This window comes from Paenibacillus sp. FSL M7-1414, from assembly GCF_038003195.1.
Taxonomy (GTDB): Bacteria; Bacillota; Bacilli; order Paenibacillales; family Paenibacillaceae; genus Paenibacillus; species Paenibacillus amylolyticus.
In genome coordinates this window covers 4,661,708-4,685,656 of the sequence record NZ_JBBOOS010000001.1, presented here as the reverse complement: position 1 = coordinate 4,685,656, position 23,949 = coordinate 4,661,708, and the positions used below count along the sequence as shown (strand labels likewise).

Genomic DNA, 23,949 nt, shown 5'->3' with positions numbered 1-23,949 from the left:
ATCGTGGAGTCACTCTGTCATGGCCTATTACACGTCTATTGGGTTTTTTAAACAAAAAATCAACCAAATGGGACTTAAGCATCGCATAACGCATGCCCCAACTCTTCTCCCATTTGTTATTTCCAATACGGTCAAATTTATGTATAATCAAACATTCAAACGAGTCTTCACGTACAAGAGAAGAGAGTCATGAATCCATAAAGGAGTAAGAGATGAACAAGCGTTGGGTACAAATAGTTGGGATTGTAATGTTTCTAATGATTCAGATGTACATAAGCAGCGAGCCTGCCACAGCATATGACGTTACGAACGAGGTTCAGGTGGATGAACAAACTAGGCAAAGGCTTGAAAAGAAATACGGGTTGGAACGTCCTGAGGAGCCGAAGACACAACAACACTTTTTCTCGGGTGACTGGGGAATGAGTTTCCGGACGGAGCCTCCTGATTCGTTTGATCGGCTTGTTCATGTGGTTCCTTTTTCCCTACGGCCACTGGCCTGGATCTTTCGTTTATTCGTGTAAAATGAAACCCGGACGGGCAATATAACAGAAACATATTGTCCCAAGGAGTGAGTGAAATGAGAATGCTCATCGTTACCGTCATGTCGGTAGTCCTGAGTTTAGCCGGAATTACATCAGGCACAGGCGCCGCCATCCCTGATTATGCGAAGTGGGGAATTATTGCGGTCAAAGAAACACAGACCAAGTATAATGTGGATATTTTGGACTATAAGCATATCGGTCGCACCTCTCTAACAGCAGATCAATCACGGGAACAGTTCAAGCTATGGGTTCGTGCGAAAGACGGCAAACAATTCGCAGTCTATGTAAATGTTGATTTTAATCCATCTACACAGCAATTAAAGAAAGTACAATTTTCCGAATCGGATCGGCACTGATCCGTTATGAACCAGACTGCCTTAATCATTAAGGTGAAAGTCTGGTTTTTTTTATTTTACAAAATCCTTTTTTTACTATTGAATAAAGAACTTATGTTCGCATATAATATGAAATACAAACAAACGTTCTTATCGGAGGGATGATTATGCTAGGGAAATATATTGGCCAGATGGTGGAGCTTGTCTACATGGATCGTGCAGGGCAGATTACGCAGCGACAGATTCGAATTAACAGTGTACGTGGCGGGATGATTAGAGCATCAGCGGGAAAAGAAGGCTCACCCCGAACATTTCTGGAGCAAGGTATTCTGGCATGGCGTCCTGTTACCGATCTGAATGGGGAGGTAAAGTATGCTGAACGACTTTGAACGCAAGATTTTGCGTATTATGGTGAACTATGCAGGACAACGGCGCAGGGTGCCGCGTATGGATGAACTGGAGAACAAGACAGGACGAAGCAGAGCTTACATTCATGAGTCTTTGCTGGAGCTTGAACGCACCGGGCACATCGCCTGGGAGAACCGGTCTAATCTCGAAGGAATACAGATTTTACAGGCATGGGAACAGGTACAACAGCCGATTCGCAAAAGCCAACCTTCCGGTGATTCCGTAAAATATTTTACGGACTATTAATTCTAATAAGAAAACGCCAACCCGGATATCCGGATCGGCGCTTATTGTGTCACATGTACGACATGTGCATCTATTTTAGAAATGGGGAAGTTGGTCCAGGTTGTTGGTTGGGTCACCGTCGGCATCGCCGCGAATGTACATTTCGCCATCCTTGCCTTTAAATACATTCACACCGGCAATAGCGCCAGCCTGTACTTCTGCAAGTGCCTGCTGATAATCCAGTACGCGTCCTGCTGAAGTCTGAAAGGCTGTCAGGTCACCGTCACCATTTTTCTGTACGGCTGTGAAACTCTCGCGTGTCGTTTGATCCATGATGTCACACTCTCCTTATATGACGAGATAGGAATCTGCTTACCTGATTAGCCTATCCCAATTCATCGGAAGTATGCACCATATGCTAATAAAGACCTGCCAACGCGGAGGTTTTACAGGCTCTTTCTCATACGAACATGCAGAATATCTGCATCATAAAAAGGTTCTTCCGAAATCACTTCATAACCCAGTTTTTCATAGAATTTCTGTGCCTGACACTGCGCATCCAGTACAGAATAGGATAAGCCGAGTTCACGTGCCAGCTCCTCCATCGCGAGCAGAAGCACACGTCCATAACCAAATGAACGATGAGATTCAAGCACTGCGATTCGCTGCATTTTGGCCGTATCCTTGCTGTAATAGATCAGACGTCCTGTGGCTACAGCTTGGCCATCCGTACTTAACAATACATGATGCACATCCGGACTGATGACATCATATTGATCAATCTCAATCTCGGCAGGCACCTGTTGCTCAATAACAAAAACGTGATGGCGAATTCCCAGGGCTTGCTCCAGTTGTTCTTCTGTCGATACATAACTAATCTCAGCTGCCAATTCCATTCCTTCTTTCTGCTCTTGCGCGACATATCAGACTGAATTATACAAAAAAATGTTTTTCCTGTATAGTGAAGTCTGGAACATATTGGGAGAGGAGGGGGTAGTGATGGGCATGACAGGCATCATGGTAATTACATTGCTAATGTCGGCGGGAATGATTACTCTGTTGTATTACGTTACGAAGAAAGCATACTCACGCAAGTGGGATGAAGACGAGTAATTCACCTGTTAACCTTCACGGCAAGACTTCACTGCTTCCTCGCGGAGAATACACATCTTGAATTACAGATTTGGAGTATACGTCCAGCCAGACGGGCAGAGACTCACTATTTTCATTGGGCTGTTGTAATTGTTGGAATTGTACCGTATGTTCATCCTTCTCCAAGCCGCAACCAGTAACGGTTGTACTGAGAATCATAAGCCCAGCAAAGAGAAAGAAGCATTTGGTAAATGCATGTTTATTAGATTTTGACCGTTTTGTTATGTTTCTCATAGGGAATTCACCTCGTTGTAGAAATGGTAATCTTTCCTTTATTGTGCACCATTTCGGGTGAATTATAACCAAATAAATCATTGACAATGAACACGGTTACTTGATATGATACTGTTACTTGATTGGGAAACAATTATATATCATGATCTGTTAGCTCAGCTGGGAGAGCACTATCTTGACAGGGTAGGGGTCAGTGGTTCGAGCCCACTACAGATCATACATGAGAAGCCTTACATTGTAAGGCTTCTTTTCTTTTTTTTACATACAAACATGAATGCGATTTGCGATAGTTTCATTTTCTCTCTTCTTTTTTAAACAAAACTTAAATAAAACATAAATTCAGCGTAAGGTTCGTCTTCTATACTTGGTTCTGAGGTCAATATAGTACAGAAGAAGGAGAGAACTTATGAATTATTCAAGTCCATTTACATCAAAGTTAGCCAGAGTAGGGATCGCGGGTACACTGGCTTTAATACTGGCAACAAGCCCACTTGCCAACATGGGGGTTGTTGCCGCGGAAGCAGGCCCAGCACCTGTATCTACGAAGATATATAACACACAGAAAGACTCGATAGAGCAGACGCCGATTCAATACCAGATTCAGGCTCGATTAAATGAGAAGGACATGACGATCCAGGGGAGCGAGAAGGTAACGTACCGCAACACAAGCAAGGATGCACTCCAGCAGCTGGTTCTTCATACATATGCTGATGCAAACCTCTCCAAGTCTACACAGGCGAGCATGTACCAACAGCATAATGAGAAGATTAGTGAAGATCACCCGGAGAAGACAGCGGAGGACTTTCTGGGTGGCATCGATATTCAGGCTGTAAGCGCAGATAGCCAATCGCTGGACTTCCATAAGGAAAACCAAGCGTTGACCGTGCAGTTGAAGAAGCCCGTACAACCAGGTGAATCGGTATCATTCCAACTGGAGTTTCAGTTGAATATACCCTATGGCTCACAGCGAGTTTCCTACTACAAGGACATGATCAATGGTGCACACTGGTTCCCGGTGATGTCTGTATACGACGAGGTAAAGCATCAGTGGAACAAGGCACCGTATAGTCAAACATTTGAGAGCGATTATTACACCTCATCGGACTTTGAAGTTCAATTAAATGTTTCTGATGAGTATCAAGTAGCCATGCCGGGTACGATCACCACTCAAATCAGTACAGAACATGGTCGTAAAGTTGTTTCTGCTGTGGCCGAGAACACAAGGGAGTTTGTATTCTTTGCTAGCCCAAACCTTCAAGTGGAGAGTGTTACTCGTAACGGTCTGACGGTGGAATACTATTATTACAACGATGATCCATCCAAGAAAAAGATAGTTGACCGCTACATTAATCAGGCATTCAAGGTCATCGATTTCTATAGTGAGAAATATGGCAAGTATCCCTATCCAGAGTTCCGAATTGTCGAGACGTATGTACAAGGCGTTGCCGTGGAGTATGCGAGGCTCATCCAGATGGGACAGATTCAAAATGGTGCTGTTCCAGAAGAAGACACAACATTTGTTCATGAAATAGCGCATCAGTGGTTCCATGCATTGATTGGTAATAATTCGGAGACAGAATCCTTCCTGGATGAAGGCTTTGCTGATTTCTCCATGGTGTATTTTGCCGAGAAACAGGGAGACAAGCTAAATGGGTTCAGATCCATACAGTTTGATACTGCGCCCGTAGATATGGCGATTGCGTCAACAAACGATGAAGCTGGGGATTTGGCAAGTTTGGTATATTATCAGAAGGGGCGACAAGCGATCTATCAGCTTTACCGTTCCGTCGGTGAAGAGAAATTTGACGAGTTGATGAAGACATATTTCAAACGCTACGTGTACCAAAATGCAACGGTAGAGGGGCTGCTTCGAACCATTGAAGATGTGCTTGGTAAAGAAATACGTTCAGAAATGCAGATGGCCCTATATCAGCCTGATTTTGTCTTAAAGCCGGAATACCAATTATCACCGGAAGAGACCGCCGCCTATGTGCATGATGTCTTACAAGTGCAATATCAGACTGTCATGGGTATAATCCCCAATCTGCCTTATGAAGTGATGAATCGATTGATGGACAAAGCCCTTCAAGGCGAGGAATTAACCATTGTGCTCAGCGATCAGGTGAGTAAGCTTGCAACTAAACAGCAGGAAGATATGGTTAATCAGTTGACCGGATTCCTTGATATGACTGGTATGAAATACGACATTATAAGGGATCGCAAGGAATTGAAGCAAAAGATGAAAAAAAAGATCGGCAACAGCAACCTTATTGTCATTGGCAATGCCAAGTCAAACGGATTGGTGCAGGCTTTAAAACTTAACATTATTGATCGAACGAAACAGACGGGGTTTCCTTGGAAGAATACCATGAATCAACCTCTCGCCGCGGGTGCATATGTTATCAAACATCCCTATAACCAGAATCGATTGATGCTTCATTATTTCTGGAATGAGGATCATCTGAGTGATGAGGCATTTGAAGCTTTTAAGCTGAAAATACAGGAGTCTATCGGATTCACTAACGACTTTTACCAGTACTATGTATTGGATAACCAAGGCAAGGAGAAATCCAATAAAAAAGTTGTGAATCCCATATCTTCACTTTTTGCGGAGTAATAAGTAATAAGTAATTGGTTTTGCAGTTTCTTCCTCTAAACAGGTTAGCCAATTGTTATTGGTTAGCCTGTTTAGTCATTTTAACAAAAGCAAACCGATGGTTGCACAACTCACTCCCCTCCATAGAAAAGATATAACCTTCAAAAAGTCTAAAAGGGGATAAAATTTTATGTTGTTTTGCAAACCAGTCTTGGAATATTAGGCCTTAAAATGGGCATGATGCTTTAACAGAAAGGTAACTTCATGAATATACTTATCGTGAGAAAACAATAGGAGGGATTAATATGAAGGATCAACATTATCCGGGCATGCCATGGAAAGAGACAGTCACTGATCACAACGGTAAGGAAAGCAAAGGAATTAACAAAATGAAAGCGTATTCATATAATACAGGCATTCGCTCTATCATTCGTGTTATTCAGGGGCCGGCTGCGAATATGGGTAATGTTGTTGATCTCTCAAATCTACTAAAGGGCGCGACGGATTTAGTATACTTCTCTCCATTGGACATTGTCACCCTGAACGTTAAGGAGGTTGTGTAACATGTCAATGGTCGAAAAAAATATCCAGGCAGAACAGACTGCTACTGTCACAGCCAACAGTTTCACTTCACCTTATGATTATTGCGATGCAGAAACCAGACGGATGTACACGCCTCAATTTGATAAAAAAATGGACAATCCTATGTATACTGCTGCAATGGCGGGTCTGCAATCGATCTATTGGTTTCGGGCGATCAAGGTAAAGGGGCTTATCCCTGATGCAAAAGCAGATTATTATGCTACGTATTCTACCAACCATAATCACATCGGAGGAATTGGACTAGCCTACTCGAACAGCCCGACAGGACCATGGACCAAACACGGACAGGTGTATCTCGATACTGTGGTTGGGAATTCGACGGAAACTCCATTTGTGATCTGGAACGATGAAGAACAATTGTTCTTTATGTATTATCAACAAAACGGACTGGGGATCAATCAATCGACGGCACTTGCGACCTCTGTAGACATGATTAACTGGACAAGAGTGGGTTTGATTTTGGACAAACCTCCCGGGTTCCCAGGTGATGGTCATACCGGATATTTCTCGTGTTTCAGAAATGGTGGCAAATGGATCGGTTTCTCAGTGATGGGCGGTGGGGACTTTGGTCGTAAATGTATCTGGCATTCGCATGACGGACGTAGCTGGTTAGCTGATCCAAGACCATTAATGGGTGGGAATGATGCCACTTTAAGTGCAGGAGAAAACATTTCGAGACCCAATGCTGGTGTATTTATGTACAAAGGGAGCATGTGGTGGCTGGGTATGTTATCGGCTTATGCTTCCGGTGGGGTTACGACTGTAGCTCGGCCTGCCATTGCAAAGATCAGCGCAGACTTTCGTCAACTGCTGGACAAACCTACAGATATATATTTTCCGGCATTGACTTGGGAAACGACCAACATGCAATCCTTGATGGTGTCCGTTATGGACGGCGTAGTGTACGTGTATTACAATACCGATCATAATATCGGTGTAGCCTATTCGGTGGGGGTGTAGAGATGATTATACGTGATGCAGCGGGTCAGATCGTGCCCTTTGGAAAGGTCCACAAACAGCTTGTGGCCGATTTTCTTTACGGAACGTTACCGGATTGGGTGGAGGTGGTGGGCAACCCTACGTTTGAGCCTTTGCCCGACAGAGGAACCATAACCGTTACAACACCGACAACAGCAGGAGCCACGGCAGAGTTGAAAATGAAACATCTGATTGACAGCTCGAAAGTAACCGCAATTGCAATCACTTTGGAAGCGCTACAATTAAACGGGAACATTGGAATCTCAGTTCAGGTTGGCATTAAATCAAAGGATAGCAAGGCCGGAATCACCTTTTATCAAAATGTAAATCAGAAATATGGTATGGTCCGTGCCTATAAAGCAGATGGAACGTACACGGATTTTAATCAAAATATGGTGTTCTTCACCACACATGGCGTAGCAGGAGATGAAGCACAGAACCGTAAGAATCTCACTGTGCTGCTCTGTACAGGGTTACAGTTCTCAGCTGGGTTCGAGAGACCGTCCGTATGGCTTGGTGCGGATGATCAATATGGCGGTGTTGTTGCTGACCTTAGCGGTGGGTTGTTCCAACATGGAGAACTGCAATGTCTGTTAAAACTGACTACAAGTAAGGCCGAGGCTAAGTATTTCAAATGTGCACAGATGAAAGTGGATATCTGGAGTAATTAATCAAACTGGGAAGATGTCTGAAGATGAACAAGGTGCATGATTTGTATTGGAATGACGACGAGAATAGATAGATTATCTGGATGGATCAATAAAAAGACATACGTGCAGTAATTTGGTACCTAAACACAGACACTTTGAAAATGAAGTGCAGTGTTTGGGTACCATTTTTATTTAGAGAATGAAGTCAGGCCAAGTTTATTGGATACAAGCGAACAACTCAGGAAGTGCTCTGACTCTATGTTTGGGCTGTCCGGGGTTAGAGATGAATTATTCTCCAAACGTGTTTTAAACTATATTTTTTTATATCAACTATTTACATACACAATTTAATTGTGTACAATGTAATTGTAGGCGATATAAGAGAGATCAAAATTCAGTCAAAATAAATCTAATTAACTAAAGGAGTTTTCACAAATGAAAACATTATATGAAACAACAGTCATCAATACAGGCGGACGTCAAGGCATCGTACAATCCCCCGATAACGTGTTTATGTTGGATGTTGCTGCACCACCTGAACTCGGAGGACAAGTGACGACAGCTACCAATCCGGAGCAGTTGTTTGCAGCAGGGTATAGTGCTTGTTTTAACTCTGCACTGGAGTTTCAATTGAAGAAACACAAAGTTGAAATTGAAAGAAGTACCGTAGCTGCAACGGTAATGTTGGTGACGGACTCTGAGGATAACGGCGTGAAGCTTCAAGTAGATTTGGAAGTTAAAATTCTTGGTCTGGATGAGGAGACAGCACAGAAGTTTGTGAAACTTGCCCATGACTACTGCCCATATTCCAAAGGAATCAAAGGAAACGTGAATGTTAACGTGGAACTGGCGTAATCACTGATACTATTTGTTGTTGATAAGAAGCCTCCGAGTAATCGGAGGTTTTTTGGTGTTTTATGCAGAAAAATCAATTTCATACTCAATTATGGGTTATAATGGTAGTGAGTTTACACAAAACTGCTGAAAGGGGAATGTACTTATGATGGATTTTAGCAAACCACCCCATGGCTCTGAGACCGATACCCACCGTCAGCGACATCAGGAGAATGAACAGAAATACCTGTCCGGAGGCAAGAGCATTTGGTATGAAATCAGCAACTGGCTCATTCTCGGGGGTATCCTCCTTGTCATATTTTTATTATTTAAATACGTTTTCTAAATAGACACACAACCGGGCGAATCCCCATATGATGCATTACATCAGTAAGCACTTGGGGAAATGGGGAATCCGGGATGGCAAAGGCAAAGGGTAAGAAAGCTCCCGCATTAAAGAGTGATAAAATACGTGTATCCATGAAGTTGGTCACATCGGATGTATGCGAGAGATGTAAGACACCATGTACACGAGGCATGGATTACGCTGCACGTATGAGAATTGAAGGGGCTTTAGGCAAGGGCGTTCCTTGTATATTGACCCGCCATACTTCTTCATAACTCTTCGTATAATCCCGTATATATAACAATAATAGAACAGGGGCATCCTTTAATGAGGATCGCCTCTTTTTGTGCATTCCAAGGGGTGGAAAAAATTCTGGATAAAAAATGAAAAATGATGAAAAACAGCGCAACTTTGTGGATGAATCTGCAGTATAAATGTACAACAGCTAGCAGCAGGGGAGGGAATATTGACGGGATGAAATGGAAACGAATATTGCTTTGTGTCACGGTATTCTCCTTGCTCGGCGGGTCTTTATTGTTTGCAGATTCGGTGAACGAGAAGATTCGTGTTCTCATTAACGGCAAGGAAGCAGCTGATGGAGGTTATCTCATTGATGGAACGACCTATGTACCTGTCAGGGAAGCCGGAGGCGTCGTCAAATGGGACAGCAGTAACAAGAGAGTAACGGTGATCAAACCGAATGTACATATTTTTCTCTTCAAGGGAGACACTGTATTTGGCAACGTTAACGTAGGTAAGCTGAAATTCAATGTATTTTCACAAGTGGACAGTCTGACAGCAGATGTAGCTGCGGTGAAAGTAACGATTACCAATCCAAGCGGTCAGGTGAAGGATATCCAGTCACAGGAGCTTACGACCCAGAAGGATAACTTCTGGTTCCGCACATATGATTTTACGTATGATTTCAGTCGTGCCGGCAAGTATCAGGTCGGCTTTCATATTAAAGAAAATGCAAACAGCAGCTACGTCCTGGTAGCGGAGAAAATCATTACAGCGCTGAACGATTGAAGCGAAAATAACCCTGTGAGTTAAATTGACCTGTGTCATTGAACATGTTACGATATGCAAGGTTACACAATTTCTATTTATAAAGCGAGGTATTTCAATGAGCGATCACACACATGAACACGGCGATGGCTGCGGATGCGGGCAAGACCACGACCACGACCACGAGCATGAAGAAGTCCTTCTCACATTAACAGACGAGAACGGCCAAGACGTGGAGATGGTTTTGGTGGAGACGTTTGACGTGGAGAAGCATGTTTATGCGCTCCTGCTGGAACGTAACAATCCTGAAGCTGACGGCATCATCCTGCGTATGGAAGAAGAAGACGAGGAAATGGTGCTCTACAATATTGAAGACGAAGAAGAGTGGAACCGCGTTGAAGCGGCTTACAACGAACTCGTTGCATCACAAGAATAGTCATTCTTTTGGAACATAACATGAAGGCTCCTTGATCTCAAGGGGCCTTTTGTTTGTTATTTAAGAGGTATACGAGCATTTACACCACCGGTTTGAACGACGAAATAGACGGGAAAATGCAAACTCGCTTGTCCCATAAAATAAAAACGGACCAAGCAAGGGCTTGGTCCTTTAAGTTTATCCCCTGCACAGCGCAAGGAGGTTGTTTTAGAAAATGGCATCGGCTTCCACGATCACTTTAACGTTGGTTACGCTGCGATCTTCGGGTCCTTTGACGGGTAATCCAACTTCGACATGATCGATGATGTAGTCGATATTTTCCTGGGTGATAACCTCACCCGGTAACAGGATCGGAATGCCAGGTGGATAGACATAGATGAATTCCGAGATAATACGTCCTGCGGATTCCTTAAACGGAATCACTTCGGTATCACCGTAGAATGCATCACGTGGAGTCAGCATCAACTGTGGAATATCCGGAACTTTTACGACCAGTTCATGGGCCGGGTTCACTTGATAATAGGTACGGGAGAGATCCTGCAAAGCGTTCAGCAAGATATCCACACTATTATCCGTATCTCCTGGCGTAATGAGACACAGAATATTGTACATATCACTAAGTTCAACCTCGATGTTGTAATGTTCACGTAGCCAGTTCTCTGTCTCATACCCTGTAATACCCAGATGGCGAACATGGATCGTTACTTTGGTTGGATCATAGTTGAAGGTCGCTTCTGTACCCAGCAGCTCTCTACCGAAGCAATACAGGCCATCCATATCGTTAATCGAACGTCTGGCAAATTCAGCTAGTTCAATCGCCTTCTGTGCAATCTCACGACCGTGGAGTGCCAGGTTGCGTCTTGATGTATCGAGTGAAGCAAGCAAAATGTATGAAGTTGATGTTGAGGTGAGCAGACTCAGAATCGTCTGTACACGCTGCGGATTTACGAACCCATTCTTTGTGTTCAGGTTGAGTACGGAACTCTGTGTCATGGAGCCACCAAGCTTGTGAACACTGGTTGCAGCCATATCGGCACCTGCTGCCATCGCAGACAACGGCAGATCCTCATGGAAATGAATGAGTACACCATGTGCTTCATCAACAAGTACAGGGACTTGGTAGCTGTGTGCCAACTCAACAATCTCTTTTAGATCGGTAACCACGCCGTAATAGGTCGGGTTAATTACAAGCAATGCCTTGGCATCTGGATGACGCTCAAGTGCGCGACGGATAGACTGTGTAGTGACTCCATGGTCAATGCCCAGATTGGCATCTTGTGAAGGAGAAACAAATACGGGTTTGGCGCCTGAGAAAATAATGGCGGACAGAACCGATTTATGCACATTACGGGGCACAATAATTTTGTCACCCGGTGAGCATACAGACAGAATCATGGTCATAATGGCACTGCTTGTGCCTTGTACACTAAAATAGGTATAATCGGCTCCGAAGGCATCTGCTGCCAAAATCTGTGCTTCCTGAATGACACCGGTTGGCTGATGGAGATCATCCAACGGTGCGATGTTAATCAAATCTATGGAGAAGGCATTATCGCCAATAAATTCACGGAATTCGGTATCCGCTCCCAATCCTTTTTTATGGCCCGGAATATGAAACTGTACCGGATTGAGTGCCGCATGATTTTTTAAAGCGGTAAACAGCGGCGTACGGTGGTGATTCATCAGTGCTGTCACAACCCTTCCTAATAAAATTGGTAAACAAAGATGAGTATAGCAAATTAAGAACCGAATGCAACAGTATAATCGACAATTTTTTGAATTGCCGAGATTTGGACACATTCCCCACGGTTACACTAAGGATAGGGAATAGGTAAATGAACGCCGAAAGGGGAAAAAGAATGCAAACCGATACAAAACCAGCCAAAATTTTGCGATCACCATTTTTTATCGCGATGTGGCTGACACTTTTTCTAGTTGAAATTATCAAAGGGGCCCTGTTGGTAGCAGTTCTGCCGGTGTATATGGACAATATACTGGGTCTGTCTGCAGGCGTCATTGGTGTGGCATTTGCTCTTCAATATTTGGGAGATAATCTGTTCCGGGCGCCTTCCGGCTGGGCAGCAGAACGGATCGGGTTCCGTGCAACGATGGTTACAGCATTAATCTGTACCTTAATCGCTGTTATTATGATCCTTTTTCTCAAAAGTGCCGTTGGACTGGCCATGGCCTGTCTGGTTCTTGGCATTGGTACGTCACCACTCTGGCCTTGCGCCATGACAGGCGTGACGGCGATGTCAGGCCCACAGAACAAGAATGGTACAGCAATGGGGGCGCTGGAGATGGCTGCTCTCGGCGGAACAGGGCTTGGACCTATAGGCATGAACTGGCTACTGGAGCGCACGCATCATGATTATCGAACCATATTCCTCGTGCTGATGGGTTGTGCCATTCTCGTTATTCTGGTGGCCATGATTCTTCCTGGACGTGTCATTGTTGAAGGAGAGCATGCCGAGCAAGTAGCGAAGAATAGTGATGTGAAATATCCAGCCAAACCGAATCTGCTCACGCCGTTCATCCGGCTGCAAAAGAGTGTGAAGGACACACTGCAACGGGTACGCAGCACGCTTAATGTTAATCCACTGGTGTATCCTGCACTGTTTATGCAGTCGTTTGTCATCGGGCTGCTCAGTCCAGTAATCACGCTATATACACGCACAGATCTGCACATCTCGCCGAACCTTTACAGTTTGTTGCTGATTGCGGGTGGTGGAATAACTGTTATTGCCTTACTGCCTGTAGGTAAAATGGTAGACAGGTTTGGCACCAAGCCGTTCCTGAACATTGGTTTTTTGATGGCGGCGGCGAGTCTGTTCGCATTTTCCTCCATAACATCCATTCCGGTGGTGTTTGGTGTTGTCATGCTGGTGGGCATCAGTTATGCCATGATTTTACCCGCCTGGAATGCTTTTGTAGCCACACTGATTCCCAAAGGAGAGCGGGGTGCGATCTGGGGATTCTTCCTTACATTGCAGGGATCAGGCATGGTTGTAGGACCTATTGTTTCTGGACTGCTGTGGGACCACGTGAGCCATCCGGCTCCATTCATCGGCAGTGCCATCGTCATGGCAGGACTTGCCGTTGTGCACTTTGTGTTATCCCGCAATCCGTTTCGCACCGCTCCGGCCAAATAAGCAAAAGAAAAGGGAGTTCCACCAACCGTCTTGGTTGTGGGGCTCCCTTTTTCGCGTCCAATATATCACGATAATCGGGGGCTTGCCCCTGTGCGTGTGCGGAAAGCTGCAATCCGGCGGTCCTTTCGGTGAAAAATAGTCAAATAACCAAGTACCCTTACATAAAATGAAGTATAAAATAGGGTAAGCCGATTGAGTAGAAGCGATTGAAGACGAGGGCCGGAGTTGATCCGGTACAGATGGAGGGAGTGCCGTGAATAAGAGTTATGAAGTTGAATATTGCAATCTGGAGCTGCGGTTCAACCGTCGGCATATCCAAAATTTGATCAGAGACCTTATTCGTGAGGGATATTCACTATATTGGAGCGAGGACGAATCCTTTTTTATCCTGTCAGTCCGGACCGGCCGCAAGCTGGTAAAGCTCCGCTTTCAACAGACACGCACGGGGAACTACAAGATGACTGGAGATTATATCATTAAGGATGCAAAGCTTGCAGAGTGGCTGGAGAAGCTGATTGGCGATACACGCGGGCATGCAGTTGTGAAGCGATTTAAGGATCAGCAGATGACTGTGGAGAACATTTTATTCGGTGAAGTCATTCGGCTTGTGGAAGTGTCTGGGTTCAAACAGCGTGTCATTTTTCAAAAGGAACCTGCGCCGACGGCGGAAGAGATGGAAGAAATGTTCCTCTCGCGTGAAGGCGAGGAAAGGCTCATGTTGTTGCGCATGGAAGTAGACGATGAACTGGAGCGCCTCTACACGGCCATGCAGATGGATAATATCGAAAAAGCAAATGCTTGCCGTCAAGTCTTAAAACAGTTGTCTGGACATCTGTTAATGTTGGAAGGATGACAAGATACGGCCGTATTTATGAAAATACGATGAACACCTCAGCAGATTGGGGTGTTTTCTCGTTGCGTAGCTGTGCCACGGGGTTCACTTCTATACATAAAACCGTTAAAATGGGAGTATTGTTGAGAATTTATTTCAATAAAATTAATTGGAGCAAAGGATGGAGGACCAGATGACAAAACAACAAATTGGCGTAATTGGCCTGGCTGTCATGGGCAAAAATTTGGCCCTTAACATTGAAAGCAAAGGTTTCTCAGTATCGGTATATAACCGTTCCCCGGAGAAAACCAATGATCTTCTGAAAGAAGCTGAAGGTAAAAACCTGACAGGCTCATTCTCCATTGAAGAGTTCGTAGCATCCCTGGAATCCCCGCGCAAAATTTTGATCATGGTACAAGCTGGTAAAGCGACCGACGCTACCATTGAACAACTGCTTCCTCACCTGGATGAGGGCGACATCATCATTGATGGAGGGAACGCATACTTCCCTGACACGCAACGTCGCAGCAAAGAGTTGGAAGACAAAGGCATTCGTTTCATCGGTGCAGGTGTATCCGGTGGTGAAGAAGGCGCACTGAAAGGCCCTTCCATCATGCCAGGTGGACAGGAAAGTGCTTATAAACTGGTTGAACCGATCCTAACGGCGATCTCGGCCAAAGTCGGTGACGATCCATGTTGTACATATATTGGACCAGACGGTGCCGGACACTATGTGAAAATGGTGCATAACGGTATCGAGTACGGAGATATGCAGTTGATTGGTGAAGCGTACCACTTGCTCAAATCCGTATTGAACGTTTCCGTTGAAGAGCTGCATGCGATCTTTACGGAATGGAATCAAGGAGAGCTGGATAGCTACCTGATCGAAATCACGGCAGATATCTTCTCCAAATACGATCCGGAAACCGGCAAACCAATGGTTGACGTCATTCTGGATGCTGCTGGACAAAAAGGAACAGGTAAATGGACAAGCCAAAGCGCGCTGGATCTCGGCGTACCATTGTCCATGATTACAGAATCCGTATTCTCCCGTTTCTTGTCTGCGATGAAGGACGAGCGTGTAGCAGCTAGCAAAATCCTGAATGGACCAGCGACTGAAGCGTTCTCCGGCGACAAAAAAGCGTTCATCGAGAGCGTTCGTAAAGCATTGTTTGCAAGTAAAATCGTATCCTACGCACAAGGATTTGCACAAATGCGTGCAGCTTCCGACGAGTATGGCTGGGATCTGAAATACGGCAACATTGCCATGATCTTCCGTGGTGGCTGCATCATCCGTTCACAGTTCCTGCAAAACATCAAAGAAGCTTATGATAAAGACGCAGCACTGAAAAACCTGCTCTTGGATCCTTACTTCCAAAACATCGTTGAGTCTTATCAAGGCGCATGGCGTGAAGTTGTAGCGGCTGCTGTAAAACAAGGTGTTCCGGTACCTGGCTTCTCCAGTGCTCTTTCTTACTACGACAGCTACCGTACAGAGCGTTTGCCAGCAAACTTGCTGCAAGCCCAACGTGACTACTTCGGTGCTCACACGTTCAAACGTGTGGACAAAGAAGGCAGCTTCCACCACAACTGGATGGAGTAGTACCACATATACAAGTCTATTAGATTTGGCCAAAGAGCCCTTAATCAGGAGCTTTGGCCTGCTAAGGGGCTCAAAAGAGGTTTGGCGTTCCGGTGATTACCGGTCAACGCTGGGCCTTTTTTTAACTTTGTTATACAGTAATAGTGTTGATAGAGAAGATATGTAGTTGGTTCTAGACCTAATGAACATGAGACACTCTATTTTGGAAAAATGAGCCGCTTCTATTTTTTAACGAACTCAGAAGGCCCTATTTAGATAATTTGCAGCGAGATTTCGGTGTTTTGACGGTGATTTTTTTAAATAAGCTTACTGAGATTCGTAAGAAGTTTAACTGAGCCTATTTTACGTAAAAAAGCTCATAGGAGTTCGTTAGGTTGCTGGATGATTACTGATTGAGATGTTTGGAGGCTCAAAACTGCTTGAGGGTGATCTGACGTAGGCTTAGATGCCGGGAGTTACTTAATCTGTCTTGGAAGTACTTGCGGATGGTCGAAAGGAAGTCAGTGAGGAGATGGTCTTTCCCAGTCCGCAGGGCTGTGTTATGATAGGACAAAAGTGCTCACGAATTGCTTGAATTAAAGGAGTGTACACCTTGAGCAAGTCTAACAATATTATTCTCATTGGTATGATGGGAACCGGCAAATCAACCGTCGCTGACATGCTTGCACGTGAGCTTGGTTATCGATTGATTGATGTAGACGCCGCGGTGGAAAAAGAGGAAGGCTGTACGATTCCAGAATTGTTCACTGGCAAGGGAGAGACGTATTTCCGTGATGCCGAGAGCCGCATGTTATGCTCGGTGCTGGAGAAGAAGTCACAGGTCATAGCGACCGGAGGTGGCGTGGTGCTGCGTTCGGATAATTGTGACGTGATGTTGAAGAATGGTTGGGTTGTTGCCTTGACTGCTGATCCGGCAGTGATTGTAGAGCGTGTTAGTGGCTGTGACAATCGCCCACTCCTCGCAGGTAATGCAGAGGAACGCATTCAGGCAATTATGGAAGAACGGAAAGACGCATATCGGTTCGCACATTATACGGTGGATACAACCGAGTTATCCGCTGCCGAAGTGACTCGTTTAATTTTAGCGCATTACCGCGTCTAAGCTTGTTATCATCGAAGTTTGATGGTTGATAGGTGGTGGCAGATATAACAAAACGGGCCATATAGGCCCGTTTCTGGGAGTGGAGCAGAGCAGAAGTCACGAGGTTACAAATGACTTTGCTTCTCTCCGGGTTTCTCTAGTCTTCCTGTTGCCACTGAAGCATACCGCCGACCATGTTTGTACAGCCTTCATATCCCAGTTGCTGCAGATATTCACATGCACGCTCACTGCGGTAACCGCTACGACAGATGATCACGATCTCGCCTGATTTCTCAATCTCAGACAGTCGGTCCGGAATCTGTCCAAGCGGAATATGCTTGGCTCCTTCGATCATGCCTTGCGCGACTTCATCGTCCTCGCGGACGTCTATCATCTGCAGCTTCTCTCCCGCCTGTAAACGGCGGCGCAGCTCAGACGTTTCAATTTCAGCTATTTGTGTCATATTCAGGTCCTCTTTTCTGTATGGACTTAACGCCTATAATGATACCCAAGCGATGCACGGAATGTCAATTTGGCCACAATATAATCAATGAAGGAGAATTTCATCCATGGACGTTATTGTTAAACCAACCCCCACTCTGAACGGGGAAATCGGGGCTCTGTCCTCCAAAAACTACACGACTCGCTATTTGCTGGCTGCTGCACTGGCAGAAGGCACAAGTACCATCCATTTCCCGGCACACAGTGAAGACAGTGACGCCATGCGCAGATGTATTCGCGATCTGGGGGCAGTGCTTGAAGAAGACGACAGCAAGATTGTGATCCAGGGTTTTGGCAGTCATCCCCGTGATGTGCGTGAATTGAATGTAGGGAATGCGGGTGCTGTACTTCGTTTCCTGATGGGCGTTACAGCGCTCTGCCCTGAAGTAACTTTTGTGAATACGTACCCGGATTCTTTGGGCAAACGCCCCCATGATGACCTGATCGATGCGCTTGGTCAATTAGGTGTAGATGTACAGCACGAACAAGGACGCCTGCCGATTACAATCAAGGGTGGCAATGCCAAGGGTGGACACATTCGTGTATCCGGCTCCGTCAGCTCCCAATATCTGAGTGCGTTGTTGTTTGTAACTCCGTTGCTTGCAGAAGACAGCACCATCGAAGTACTGAATGACCTGAAGTCCAAGGTCGTTATCGGACAGACGCTGGAAGTGCTGGAGCAGGCAGGCATCATTATCCATGCAAGCGATGATTACATGTCCTTCCGTGTACCAGGTGGACAGGCTTACCAGCCGACGACCTACACGGTTCAAGGGGACTACCCGGGTTCAGCAGCGGTTCTTGCCGCAGCAGCGGTTACACAGTCTGATGTGAAAATTCTGCGCCTGATGGAGCAGAGCAAACAGGGTGAACGTGCCATCGTTGACGTGCTGCGCATGATGGAAGTGCCATTGACACATGAGAACGATGTTGTACACGTTCAAGGTAATGGCAGACTGAAAGCGATCGAATTCGACGGGGATGCCGCCACGGACGCCGTTTTGGCTATGGTAGCCGCAGCTGTGTTTGCGGAAGGCACGTCACGGTTCTATAATGTAGAGAACCTGCGTTACAAGGAATGTGATCGAATCACCGATTACTTGAACGAACTGCGGAAGGCAGGAGCGAACGTTGAAGAGCGTCAAGCTGAGATTATCGTACATGGACGTCCAGAAGGCGTTGAAGGCGGCGTTGAGATTAACGCTCATTACGATCATCGCGTAATTATGGCGCTTACAGTCGTTGGCCTGCGTTCTAAGGAACCACTTCGTATTCGGGATGCACACCATGTAGCCAAGTCTTATCCGCAATATTTCGATCATTTGCAGGCGCTTGGCGCCTCGGTTCAATGGGTAAAAGAGTAAATAACTGAAAACCTGTTTTTTGAACACGCACTTTAATCAGAAAAGGATGGTGCTTGAACATGGAATTTAACAACCCTACTCGTGAAGAAATTGGACAACTTTTGCGCAAGGCAGGCAACATCGCAGTCGTCGGCTTATCAGACAAATCAGATCGCACTTCCTATATGGTGGCAGAAGCCATGCAGAGCAGAGGTTATCGCATCATCCCGGTTAATCCACAGGTGCAAGGTGAAATCCTGGGAGAGACGGTATATGCTACACTCGCGGATATCCCAGAGCCGGTAGACATTGTCAATGTGTTTCGTCGCGAAGAGTTTTGCGCGGATGTCGCTCGTGACGCCGCTGCCATCAAAGCAAATGTGCTGTGGTTGCAGCTTGGCATCCATAGTGATGAAGCGGTCCAGATTGCTGCAGAGAACGGCATGACAGCGGTAACGAATCGTTGTATCAAGGTAGAGGATTCCATCGTTCTGCGCGGCGCTGGACGCGGCTGAGAGGCTCGTTCACCTGTGATCGAATGATCTCCTGATCTGAACCAATTGAATGATTATAGGATGAATCCCGTTAACTTGAAGTTGACGGGATTTTTTCTGTTCTATTTTTGCCGTATTAATTACCAATTGGTTACTGTTTTGCTTTGACAAAACGTTGCGTAAAGCTTACCATCTAGGATAGAAAGGAGAGGTCGCCATGAATTGGCTCGGATCCTTGCAGCAGCTCGGACGAGCGGTAATGCTGCCTACAATGGTCCTGCCCGCCGCCGCAATTTTGCTCAGTGTTGGCAGTCTGCCTTGGGACGCCTGGGGATTGGATATTGTCGGTGAAGTGTCTACCGTGGCCGGACACGGTATTTTTTATTTCTTACCGTATCTGTTCGCTGTCGGTGTAGCACTGGGACTCTCCAACCAGGCCGGACAAGCGGGACTTGCTGCTCTGGCTGGTATCGTGATATATGATCAGGTAACTCGGAACTTCGGGGATGGCACCGTTCAGCCCGCTTCCTTAATCGGAATCATACTCGGCGCGCTTGCCGGTGGGATGCATAATCGGTTTAAAAGCATTAAACTGCCTGAAATTTTACAATTTTTTGGAGGTTCAAGGTTTGTTTTGCTCATTGTCGGACTCTGTTCGGCATTGTTCTCCTGTTTTATGTTATGGCTCGCTCCGATCCTACAGCATGGATTGAACGGCATTGCTACCTGGGAATACAGTCTCGGGGGTTTTGGACTGTTCATCTACGGAGTGTTATACAGGGTTCTGGTTGCTTTTGGGCTTCATCACCTGCTTAACAATGTGTTTTGGTTCCAGTTAGGGACGTTTGAAACGCCTGATGGTAACATTGTGCAAGGGGATTTGCCCCGATTTTTTGCAGGTGATCCAACAGCAGGATTCTTTATGGCGGGTCTGTTTCCCATCATGATGTTTGCCATTCCGGCAATAGCCTTTGCTATTATTCAGGAAGCCAGGGAAGATCTGAAACCAAAAATCAAAAAAACTTTTCTGACATCGGCACTCGTTTGTTTTCTAACCGGGGTATCGGAACAGATTGAGTTTGCTTTTTTGTTCGCAGCACCTTATCTGTTCATCGTGCATGCAGTGATGTCCGGCGTTGCCATGTGGATTAGTTACTGGCTTGATATCCGGCATGGATTTTCTTACTCCGCAGGTATTATTGATTACATACTCAATTTCCATCTATCGGAGAATGCTTGGAAGCTCATTCCGATTGGCATACTATATGGGCTGGTTTACTACTTTCTGTTCCGATGGGCGATTCGTACGTTCAAGATTCCAACACCAGGACGTGAAGAGGGCTCCATGCTGGAAGATTGGGTAGGTAACATTCCTTATCAGGCACCTTTAATCCTCGAGGCATTGGGTGGGAAGAGTAACATTGTACAGGTTGAAGCATGTATTACACGTCTTCGCCTGACTGTGCATGATGACCGCCTGATCGACACGGGTGCCATGAAGAGTATGGGGTCTGCTGGACTGATCAAGCTGGGTGGCGGTAACGTGCAGGTGGTATTCGGGACCTACTCGGAATTGATTCGGGAAGAAATCGCGAAGCTGCTGGAAAGAGATCTGCAACAGGTTCTGTTCTGTGCCCCCGTTCAGGGCAAAATGCTCCCGATTGAAGAGGTGCCGGATCAGATCTTTGCAGCCAAACTTGTCGGTGATGGTGTAGCCTTTGTTCCGGAAAAGGGAGAGCTGGTCTCACCCGTGTACGGAACGATTATGCACTTGTACCCGACCATGCATGCCTTGGGTATATCTACCCGTGAGGGGCTTGAAGTGTTACTGCATATCGGCATCGATACCTCTCAGTTGAAAGGCCATTTTGAAGCTTTTGTTCAGGAGGGCGATACGGTGGAGCCAGGGCAGTTGTTGATCAAGTTTGATCTGGCAGTACTCCGCGAGCAAGCGGCGTCACTAACAACACCAATGGTAATTACGAATCCAGATCGTGTAAAATCATGGAGTTTTGCTCCATTTAAGCAAGTTAAGAAAGGTCAGGCATCCGTTATGTCCGTGGTGCTCTATGACAGGAACGTTGGAGGGGTAGAATGAAGATACAAGGCATCAACGGAGCTGCAGGCATAGCCATCGGCAAAGCATTTGTCCTGCCCAGTTGGGAATGGGATCTGCCGGATCAGAAGATGGATTCTGTGGATCTCGCCCAAGAGTTCGAACGGCTGTATGAGGGCATACGGACATCAAAGGATGAGATCGAATATATCAAAAATGAGTTCAAGGAAGTTGTTGGTCCAGAGGAGTCCAGTATCTTTGATGCACATCTGGCAATCCTGGAAGATCCGGTATTCATGAACGAAATTCGCGGCATTATTGAGCGTCAATACAAGGCAGCAGAAGTGGCGGTCAAAGAAGCCATAGACCATTTTGTCACGATGTTTGACTTGCTGGAAGACGAGTATATGAAGGAGCGGGCCATTGACATCAAGGATGTGGGGAACCGTCTGCTCAAGCATTTGCTCGGTGCACCGGAGATTACACTTCCTTCGGATACCCAGCCGTATGTACTCGTTGCCAAAGAACTGTCGCCATCTCAACTGGCGCATCTGAATCCCACCCATGTACTAGGCATTGTGACCTTGATTGGCGGGAAAACATCACATTCTGCGATTATGGCTCGTGCCCTTGGCATTCCTCTCGTTTCCGGTCTGGAAGCGAGTCTTGGCATGCCGGTAGAGACAGGGGATATGCTTGTGGTGGATGGTGACAATGGCTTGGTATTTACGGACCCGGATCGCAAGACAATTGAACGGTATACCATGCTTCGCAGCAAACAACTGAAGAAAAAGGAACAACTTCAAGTCCTTGCTACCGTGGATGCCGTAACCAAAGATGGGGCCGTTTTGCACTTGGCTTCCAATATCAGTTCGGTGAAGGAATTGGACCTTGCTTTGAAACAAGGAGCCAAAGGTGTGGGCTTGTTCCGAACAGAATTCTTGTATATGGACCGTGCTACGTTCCCGGGTGAGCAAGAACAGTATGAGGTGTACCGTCTTGTGGCAGAGAAAACAGCAGGACAATCGGTTGTTATTCGTACACTGGATATCGGTGGTGACAAGCAACTCGATTACTTTGAATTGCCGGAGGAAGACAATCCGTTTCTGGGTTACCGTGCAATTCGGATTAGTCTCGACCGCAAGGATCTGTTCAAAACACAGCTTACAGCCATTCTGCGTGCCAGCGCGGCCGGAAATGTCAAAATCATGTATCCGATGATCTCTTCGGTGGAAGAGCTTCAGCAGGCCAATGAGATTCTTCGTGAGGCGATGTCCGATCTGGACGAGCGGGGATTATCATACGACCCTCACATTCAGGTGGGAATTATGATCGAAGTTCCTGCAGCGGTGATGATTGCTGATCTGCTCGCAGAGGAAGCTGATTTCTTCAGTATTGGTACGAACGACCTGGTTCAATATGTACTTGCAGTAGATCGAATGAATGAGCAGATTGCTCATATGTATCACCCCTATCATCCAGCTGTTCTGCGGATGCTTCGTGCGACAGCAGATGCGGCTCATACGGCTGGAATTGATGTCAGTGTGTGCGGAGAGATGGCAGGGGACGAACGTGCCATTCCGCTTTGGTTGGAGCTTGGCATTCGCCACTTGAGTATGTCTCCACAATCCTTGTTACGTGTGAAGCACAGAGTGCTGAACACAACAGCATCGACCGCCAAAGAAGAAGCGCGAAAGTGCTTCGCCTTACGGACCAGCGGAGATATTGAGGAGCGACTGCAAGTCTTTAATGACTCCACGGGAAGTCCGGATGAACAAAGTGGTTCGAACGCATCGTAATTAGGATAACTGGATATAAATACCTTTAAGTTAATATATTTACATTTGTGATAATTATTTGTTGGGAACCTTGTTATATAAAATAACCCCACTGTGCATGAGAGCACAGTGGGGTTATTTTTACTTGTCAGCGAGTGCATCACAGAATGCCTTGCCATAAGGAGGAAGGTCAGGCGGACGACGTGCTGAGATGATATGTCCATCAACAACAACAGCTTCATCTTTCCAGATAGCACCTGCATTTTCCATGTCATCCCGAATGCCTGGTGTAGAGGTTACTGTAACCCCGTCCAGAATTTTGGCAGAAATCAGTACCCAACCCGCATGACAGATCTGTCCAATCGGTTTCCGGTCTGCATTCATTTCCTTCACAAGCTCCAGTACTTTGGGATAACGACGCAGCTTGTCTGGCGCCCAGCCGCCTGGCACGAGAATGCCATCGTAATCTGAACTGTCGAGTTCATCGAAACTGTATTCGGCTTCAGCAGGCACACCATATTTGCCAATATAGGTTTTTCCTTTTTTCTCTCCTGCAAGATGCACTTCTGCACCTTCTTCACGAACCCGATGTACAGGGTACCACAATTCCAAATCCTCGAATTCTTCATCGACCAGAGCGATGACTTTTTTACCAGTTAATCTCATGTCCATCTCTCCTTTTTGTGGTGATTAGGCCTGTTGCGTCTTTAATTGTAACAGATTCTCCAAGGGACTTCATGGAAGTGCATATTCAGTTTGGAG

General features: G+C 46.0%; 25 protein-coding genes and 1 tRNA gene. 20 read left to right on the top strand and 6 right to left on the bottom strand.

Annotated features, from left to right (window positions below; genetic code table 11):
* Window positions 1-212 precede the first annotated feature (212 nt).
* From MHH92_RS20370 to MHH92_RS20355, 4 genes are all read left to right on the top strand, one after another.
* Window positions 213-521 carry a hypothetical protein gene (locus tag MHH92_RS20370; protein ID WP_340905944.1) on the top strand — a complete coding sequence of 103 codons (309 nt, stop codon included), beginning with the start codon at window positions 213-215 and terminating at the stop codon, window positions 519-521.
* 56 nt (window positions 522-577) lie between these two features.
* Window positions 578-898 (top strand): DUF3889 domain-containing protein, encoded by a 321-nt coding sequence (locus MHH92_RS20365; protein WP_036614744.1) that lies wholly within the window; start codon window positions 578-580, stop codon window positions 896-898.
* Between the two features lie 146 nt (window positions 899-1,044).
* Window positions 1,045-1,266 (top strand): hypothetical protein, encoded by a 222-nt coding sequence (locus MHH92_RS20360; protein ID WP_017687387.1) that lies wholly within the window; start codon window positions 1,045-1,047, stop codon window positions 1,264-1,266.
* The gene (locus tag MHH92_RS20355) at window positions 1,250-1,531 is read left to right on the top strand and encodes a hypothetical protein (RefSeq protein ID WP_340905941.1); all 282 of its coding nucleotides are present in this window, start codon (window positions 1,250-1,252) and stop codon (window positions 1,529-1,531) included. The genes MHH92_RS20360 and MHH92_RS20355 overlap by 17 nt, the downstream gene beginning before the upstream one ends.
* A gap of 75 nt (window positions 1,532-1,606) precedes the next feature.
* Here the strand turns inward: MHH92_RS20355 and MHH92_RS20350 are convergent, their stop codons facing one another.
* The 3 genes from MHH92_RS20350 to MHH92_RS20340 form a co-directional block, all read right to left on the bottom strand.
* Window positions 1,607-1,843 (bottom strand): DUF3892 domain-containing protein, encoded by a 237-nt coding sequence (locus tag MHH92_RS20350; RefSeq protein WP_076211448.1) that lies wholly within the window; start codon window positions 1,841-1,843, stop codon window positions 1,607-1,609.
* Window positions 1,844-1,956: 113 nt separating this feature from the next.
* Complete coding sequence (locus MHH92_RS20345) at window positions 1,957-2,400, bottom strand: GNAT family N-acetyltransferase (RefSeq protein ID WP_036614958.1); 444 nt, start codon at window positions 2,398-2,400, stop codon at window positions 1,957-1,959.
* A gap of 238 nt (window positions 2,401-2,638) precedes the next feature.
* Window positions 2,639-2,896: a hypothetical protein gene (locus tag MHH92_RS20340; RefSeq protein WP_340905940.1), complete on the bottom strand. Its 258-nt coding sequence runs from the start codon at window positions 2,894-2,896 to the stop codon at window positions 2,639-2,641.
* A gap of 144 nt (window positions 2,897-3,040) precedes the next feature.
* Here MHH92_RS20340 and MHH92_RS20335 point away from each other — a divergent pair.
* From MHH92_RS20335 to MHH92_RS20300, 8 genes are all read left to right on the top strand, one after another.
* Window positions 3,041-3,113 (top strand) — tRNA-Val (locus tag MHH92_RS20335).
* Window positions 3,114-3,302: 189 nt separating this feature from the next.
* On the top strand, window positions 3,303-5,513 hold the full coding sequence (locus MHH92_RS20330) for a M1 family metallopeptidase (RefSeq protein ID WP_340905938.1): 2,211 nt from the start codon (window positions 3,303-3,305) through the stop codon (window positions 5,511-5,513).
* A gap of 284 nt (window positions 5,514-5,797) precedes the next feature.
* Window positions 5,798-6,055, top strand: coding sequence for a hypothetical protein (locus tag MHH92_RS20325; protein ID WP_340905936.1), 258 nt, complete (start codon window positions 5,798-5,800; stop codon window positions 6,053-6,055).
* 1 nt (window position 6,056) lies between these two features.
* Window positions 6,057-7,055, top strand: a complete 999-nt coding sequence (locus MHH92_RS20320; RefSeq protein WP_340905934.1) for a hypothetical protein — start codon at window positions 6,057-6,059, stop codon at window positions 7,053-7,055.
* Window positions 7,056-7,057: 2 nt separating this feature from the next.
* Window positions 7,058-7,744 carry a hypothetical protein gene (locus MHH92_RS20315; protein WP_340905932.1) on the top strand — a complete coding sequence of 229 codons (687 nt, stop codon included), beginning with the start codon at window positions 7,058-7,060 and terminating at the stop codon, window positions 7,742-7,744.
* Window positions 7,745-8,158: 414 nt separating this feature from the next.
* Window positions 8,159-8,578 (top strand): organic hydroperoxide resistance protein, encoded by a 420-nt coding sequence (locus MHH92_RS20310; RefSeq protein ID WP_017687397.1) that lies wholly within the window; start codon window positions 8,159-8,161, stop codon window positions 8,576-8,578.
* Between the two features lie 799 nt (window positions 8,579-9,377).
* Window positions 9,378-9,932 (top strand): copper amine oxidase, encoded by a 555-nt coding sequence (locus tag MHH92_RS20305; RefSeq protein ID WP_036614723.1) that lies wholly within the window; start codon window positions 9,378-9,380, stop codon window positions 9,930-9,932.
* 97 nt (window positions 9,933-10,029) lie between these two features.
* The gene (locus MHH92_RS20300) at window positions 10,030-10,347 is read left to right on the top strand and encodes a DUF1292 domain-containing protein (RefSeq protein ID WP_036614722.1); all 318 of its coding nucleotides are present in this window, start codon (window positions 10,030-10,032) and stop codon (window positions 10,345-10,347) included.
* Between the two features lie 207 nt (window positions 10,348-10,554).
* Here the strand turns inward: MHH92_RS20300 and MHH92_RS20295 are convergent, their stop codons facing one another.
* Complete coding sequence (locus tag MHH92_RS20295; protein WP_026080977.1) at window positions 10,555-12,030, bottom strand: aminotransferase class I/II-fold pyridoxal phosphate-dependent enzyme; 1,476 nt, start codon at window positions 12,028-12,030, stop codon at window positions 10,555-10,557.
* Window positions 12,031-12,206: 176 nt separating this feature from the next.
* On the opposite strand from MHH92_RS20295, the gene MHH92_RS20290 reads away from it, so the two are divergent.
* The 4 genes from MHH92_RS20290 (at window position 12,207) to MHH92_RS20275 (ending at window position 17,036) form a co-directional block, all read left to right on the top strand.
* Complete coding sequence (locus MHH92_RS20290; protein ID WP_100527097.1) at window positions 12,207-13,499, top strand: MFS transporter; 1,293 nt, start codon at window positions 12,207-12,209, stop codon at window positions 13,497-13,499.
* A 253-nt stretch (window positions 13,500-13,752) separates the two neighbouring features.
* Entirely contained in the window at window positions 13,753-14,352 is a 600-nt protein-coding gene (locus MHH92_RS20285) for a hypothetical protein (RefSeq protein WP_036614719.1), read from the top strand.
* 172 nt (window positions 14,353-14,524) lie between these two features.
* Entirely contained in the window at window positions 14,525-15,934 is a 1,410-nt protein-coding gene (gene gndA / locus MHH92_RS20280; RefSeq protein WP_340905926.1) for an NADP-dependent phosphogluconate dehydrogenase, read from the top strand.
* Window positions 15,935-16,526: 592 nt separating this feature from the next.
* Window positions 16,527-17,036 carry a shikimate kinase gene (locus tag MHH92_RS20275; protein ID WP_036614703.1) on the top strand — a complete coding sequence of 170 codons (510 nt, stop codon included), beginning with the start codon at window positions 16,527-16,529 and terminating at the stop codon, window positions 17,034-17,036.
* 136 nt (window positions 17,037-17,172) lie between these two features.
* On the opposite strand, the gene MHH92_RS20270 is transcribed toward MHH92_RS20275, so the two are convergent.
* A complete protein-coding gene (locus tag MHH92_RS20270) occupies window positions 17,173-17,478 on the bottom strand; it encodes a rhodanese-like domain-containing protein (protein ID WP_017687407.1) in 306 nt (101 codons plus the stop codon).
* Window positions 17,479-17,584: 106 nt separating this feature from the next.
* Here MHH92_RS20270 and aroA point away from each other — a divergent pair, with 106 nt between their 5' ends.
* The 4 genes from aroA to ptsP all read left to right on the top strand — a co-directional run bounded on the left by aroA (window position 17,585) and on the right by ptsP (window position 23,208).
* The gene (gene aroA, locus MHH92_RS20265; RefSeq protein ID WP_340905925.1) at window positions 17,585-18,880 is read left to right on the top strand and encodes a 3-phosphoshikimate 1-carboxyvinyltransferase; all 1,296 of its coding nucleotides are present in this window, start codon (window positions 17,585-17,587) and stop codon (window positions 18,878-18,880) included.
* Window positions 18,881-18,939: 59 nt separating this feature from the next.
* Complete coding sequence (locus MHH92_RS20260; protein ID WP_017687409.1) at window positions 18,940-19,374, top strand: CoA-binding protein; 435 nt, start codon at window positions 18,940-18,942, stop codon at window positions 19,372-19,374.
* A 196-nt stretch (window positions 19,375-19,570) separates the two neighbouring features.
* Window positions 19,571-21,451 carry a glucose PTS transporter subunit IIA gene (locus MHH92_RS20255; protein ID WP_036674872.1) on the top strand — a complete coding sequence of 627 codons (1,881 nt, stop codon included), beginning with the start codon at window positions 19,571-19,573 and terminating at the stop codon, window positions 21,449-21,451.
* Entirely contained in the window at window positions 21,448-23,208 is a 1,761-nt protein-coding gene (gene ptsP / locus MHH92_RS20250) for a phosphoenolpyruvate--protein phosphotransferase (protein ID WP_036674873.1), read from the top strand. The genes MHH92_RS20255 and ptsP overlap by 4 nt, the downstream gene beginning before the upstream one ends.
* Before the next feature lie 120 nt (window positions 23,209-23,328).
* On the opposite strand, the gene MHH92_RS20245 is transcribed toward ptsP, so the two are convergent.
* Window positions 23,329-23,853, bottom strand: a complete 525-nt coding sequence (locus MHH92_RS20245; RefSeq protein ID WP_036674874.1) for a type 1 glutamine amidotransferase domain-containing protein — start codon at window positions 23,851-23,853, stop codon at window positions 23,329-23,331.
* Between the last annotated feature and the right edge of the window lie 96 nt (window positions 23,854-23,949).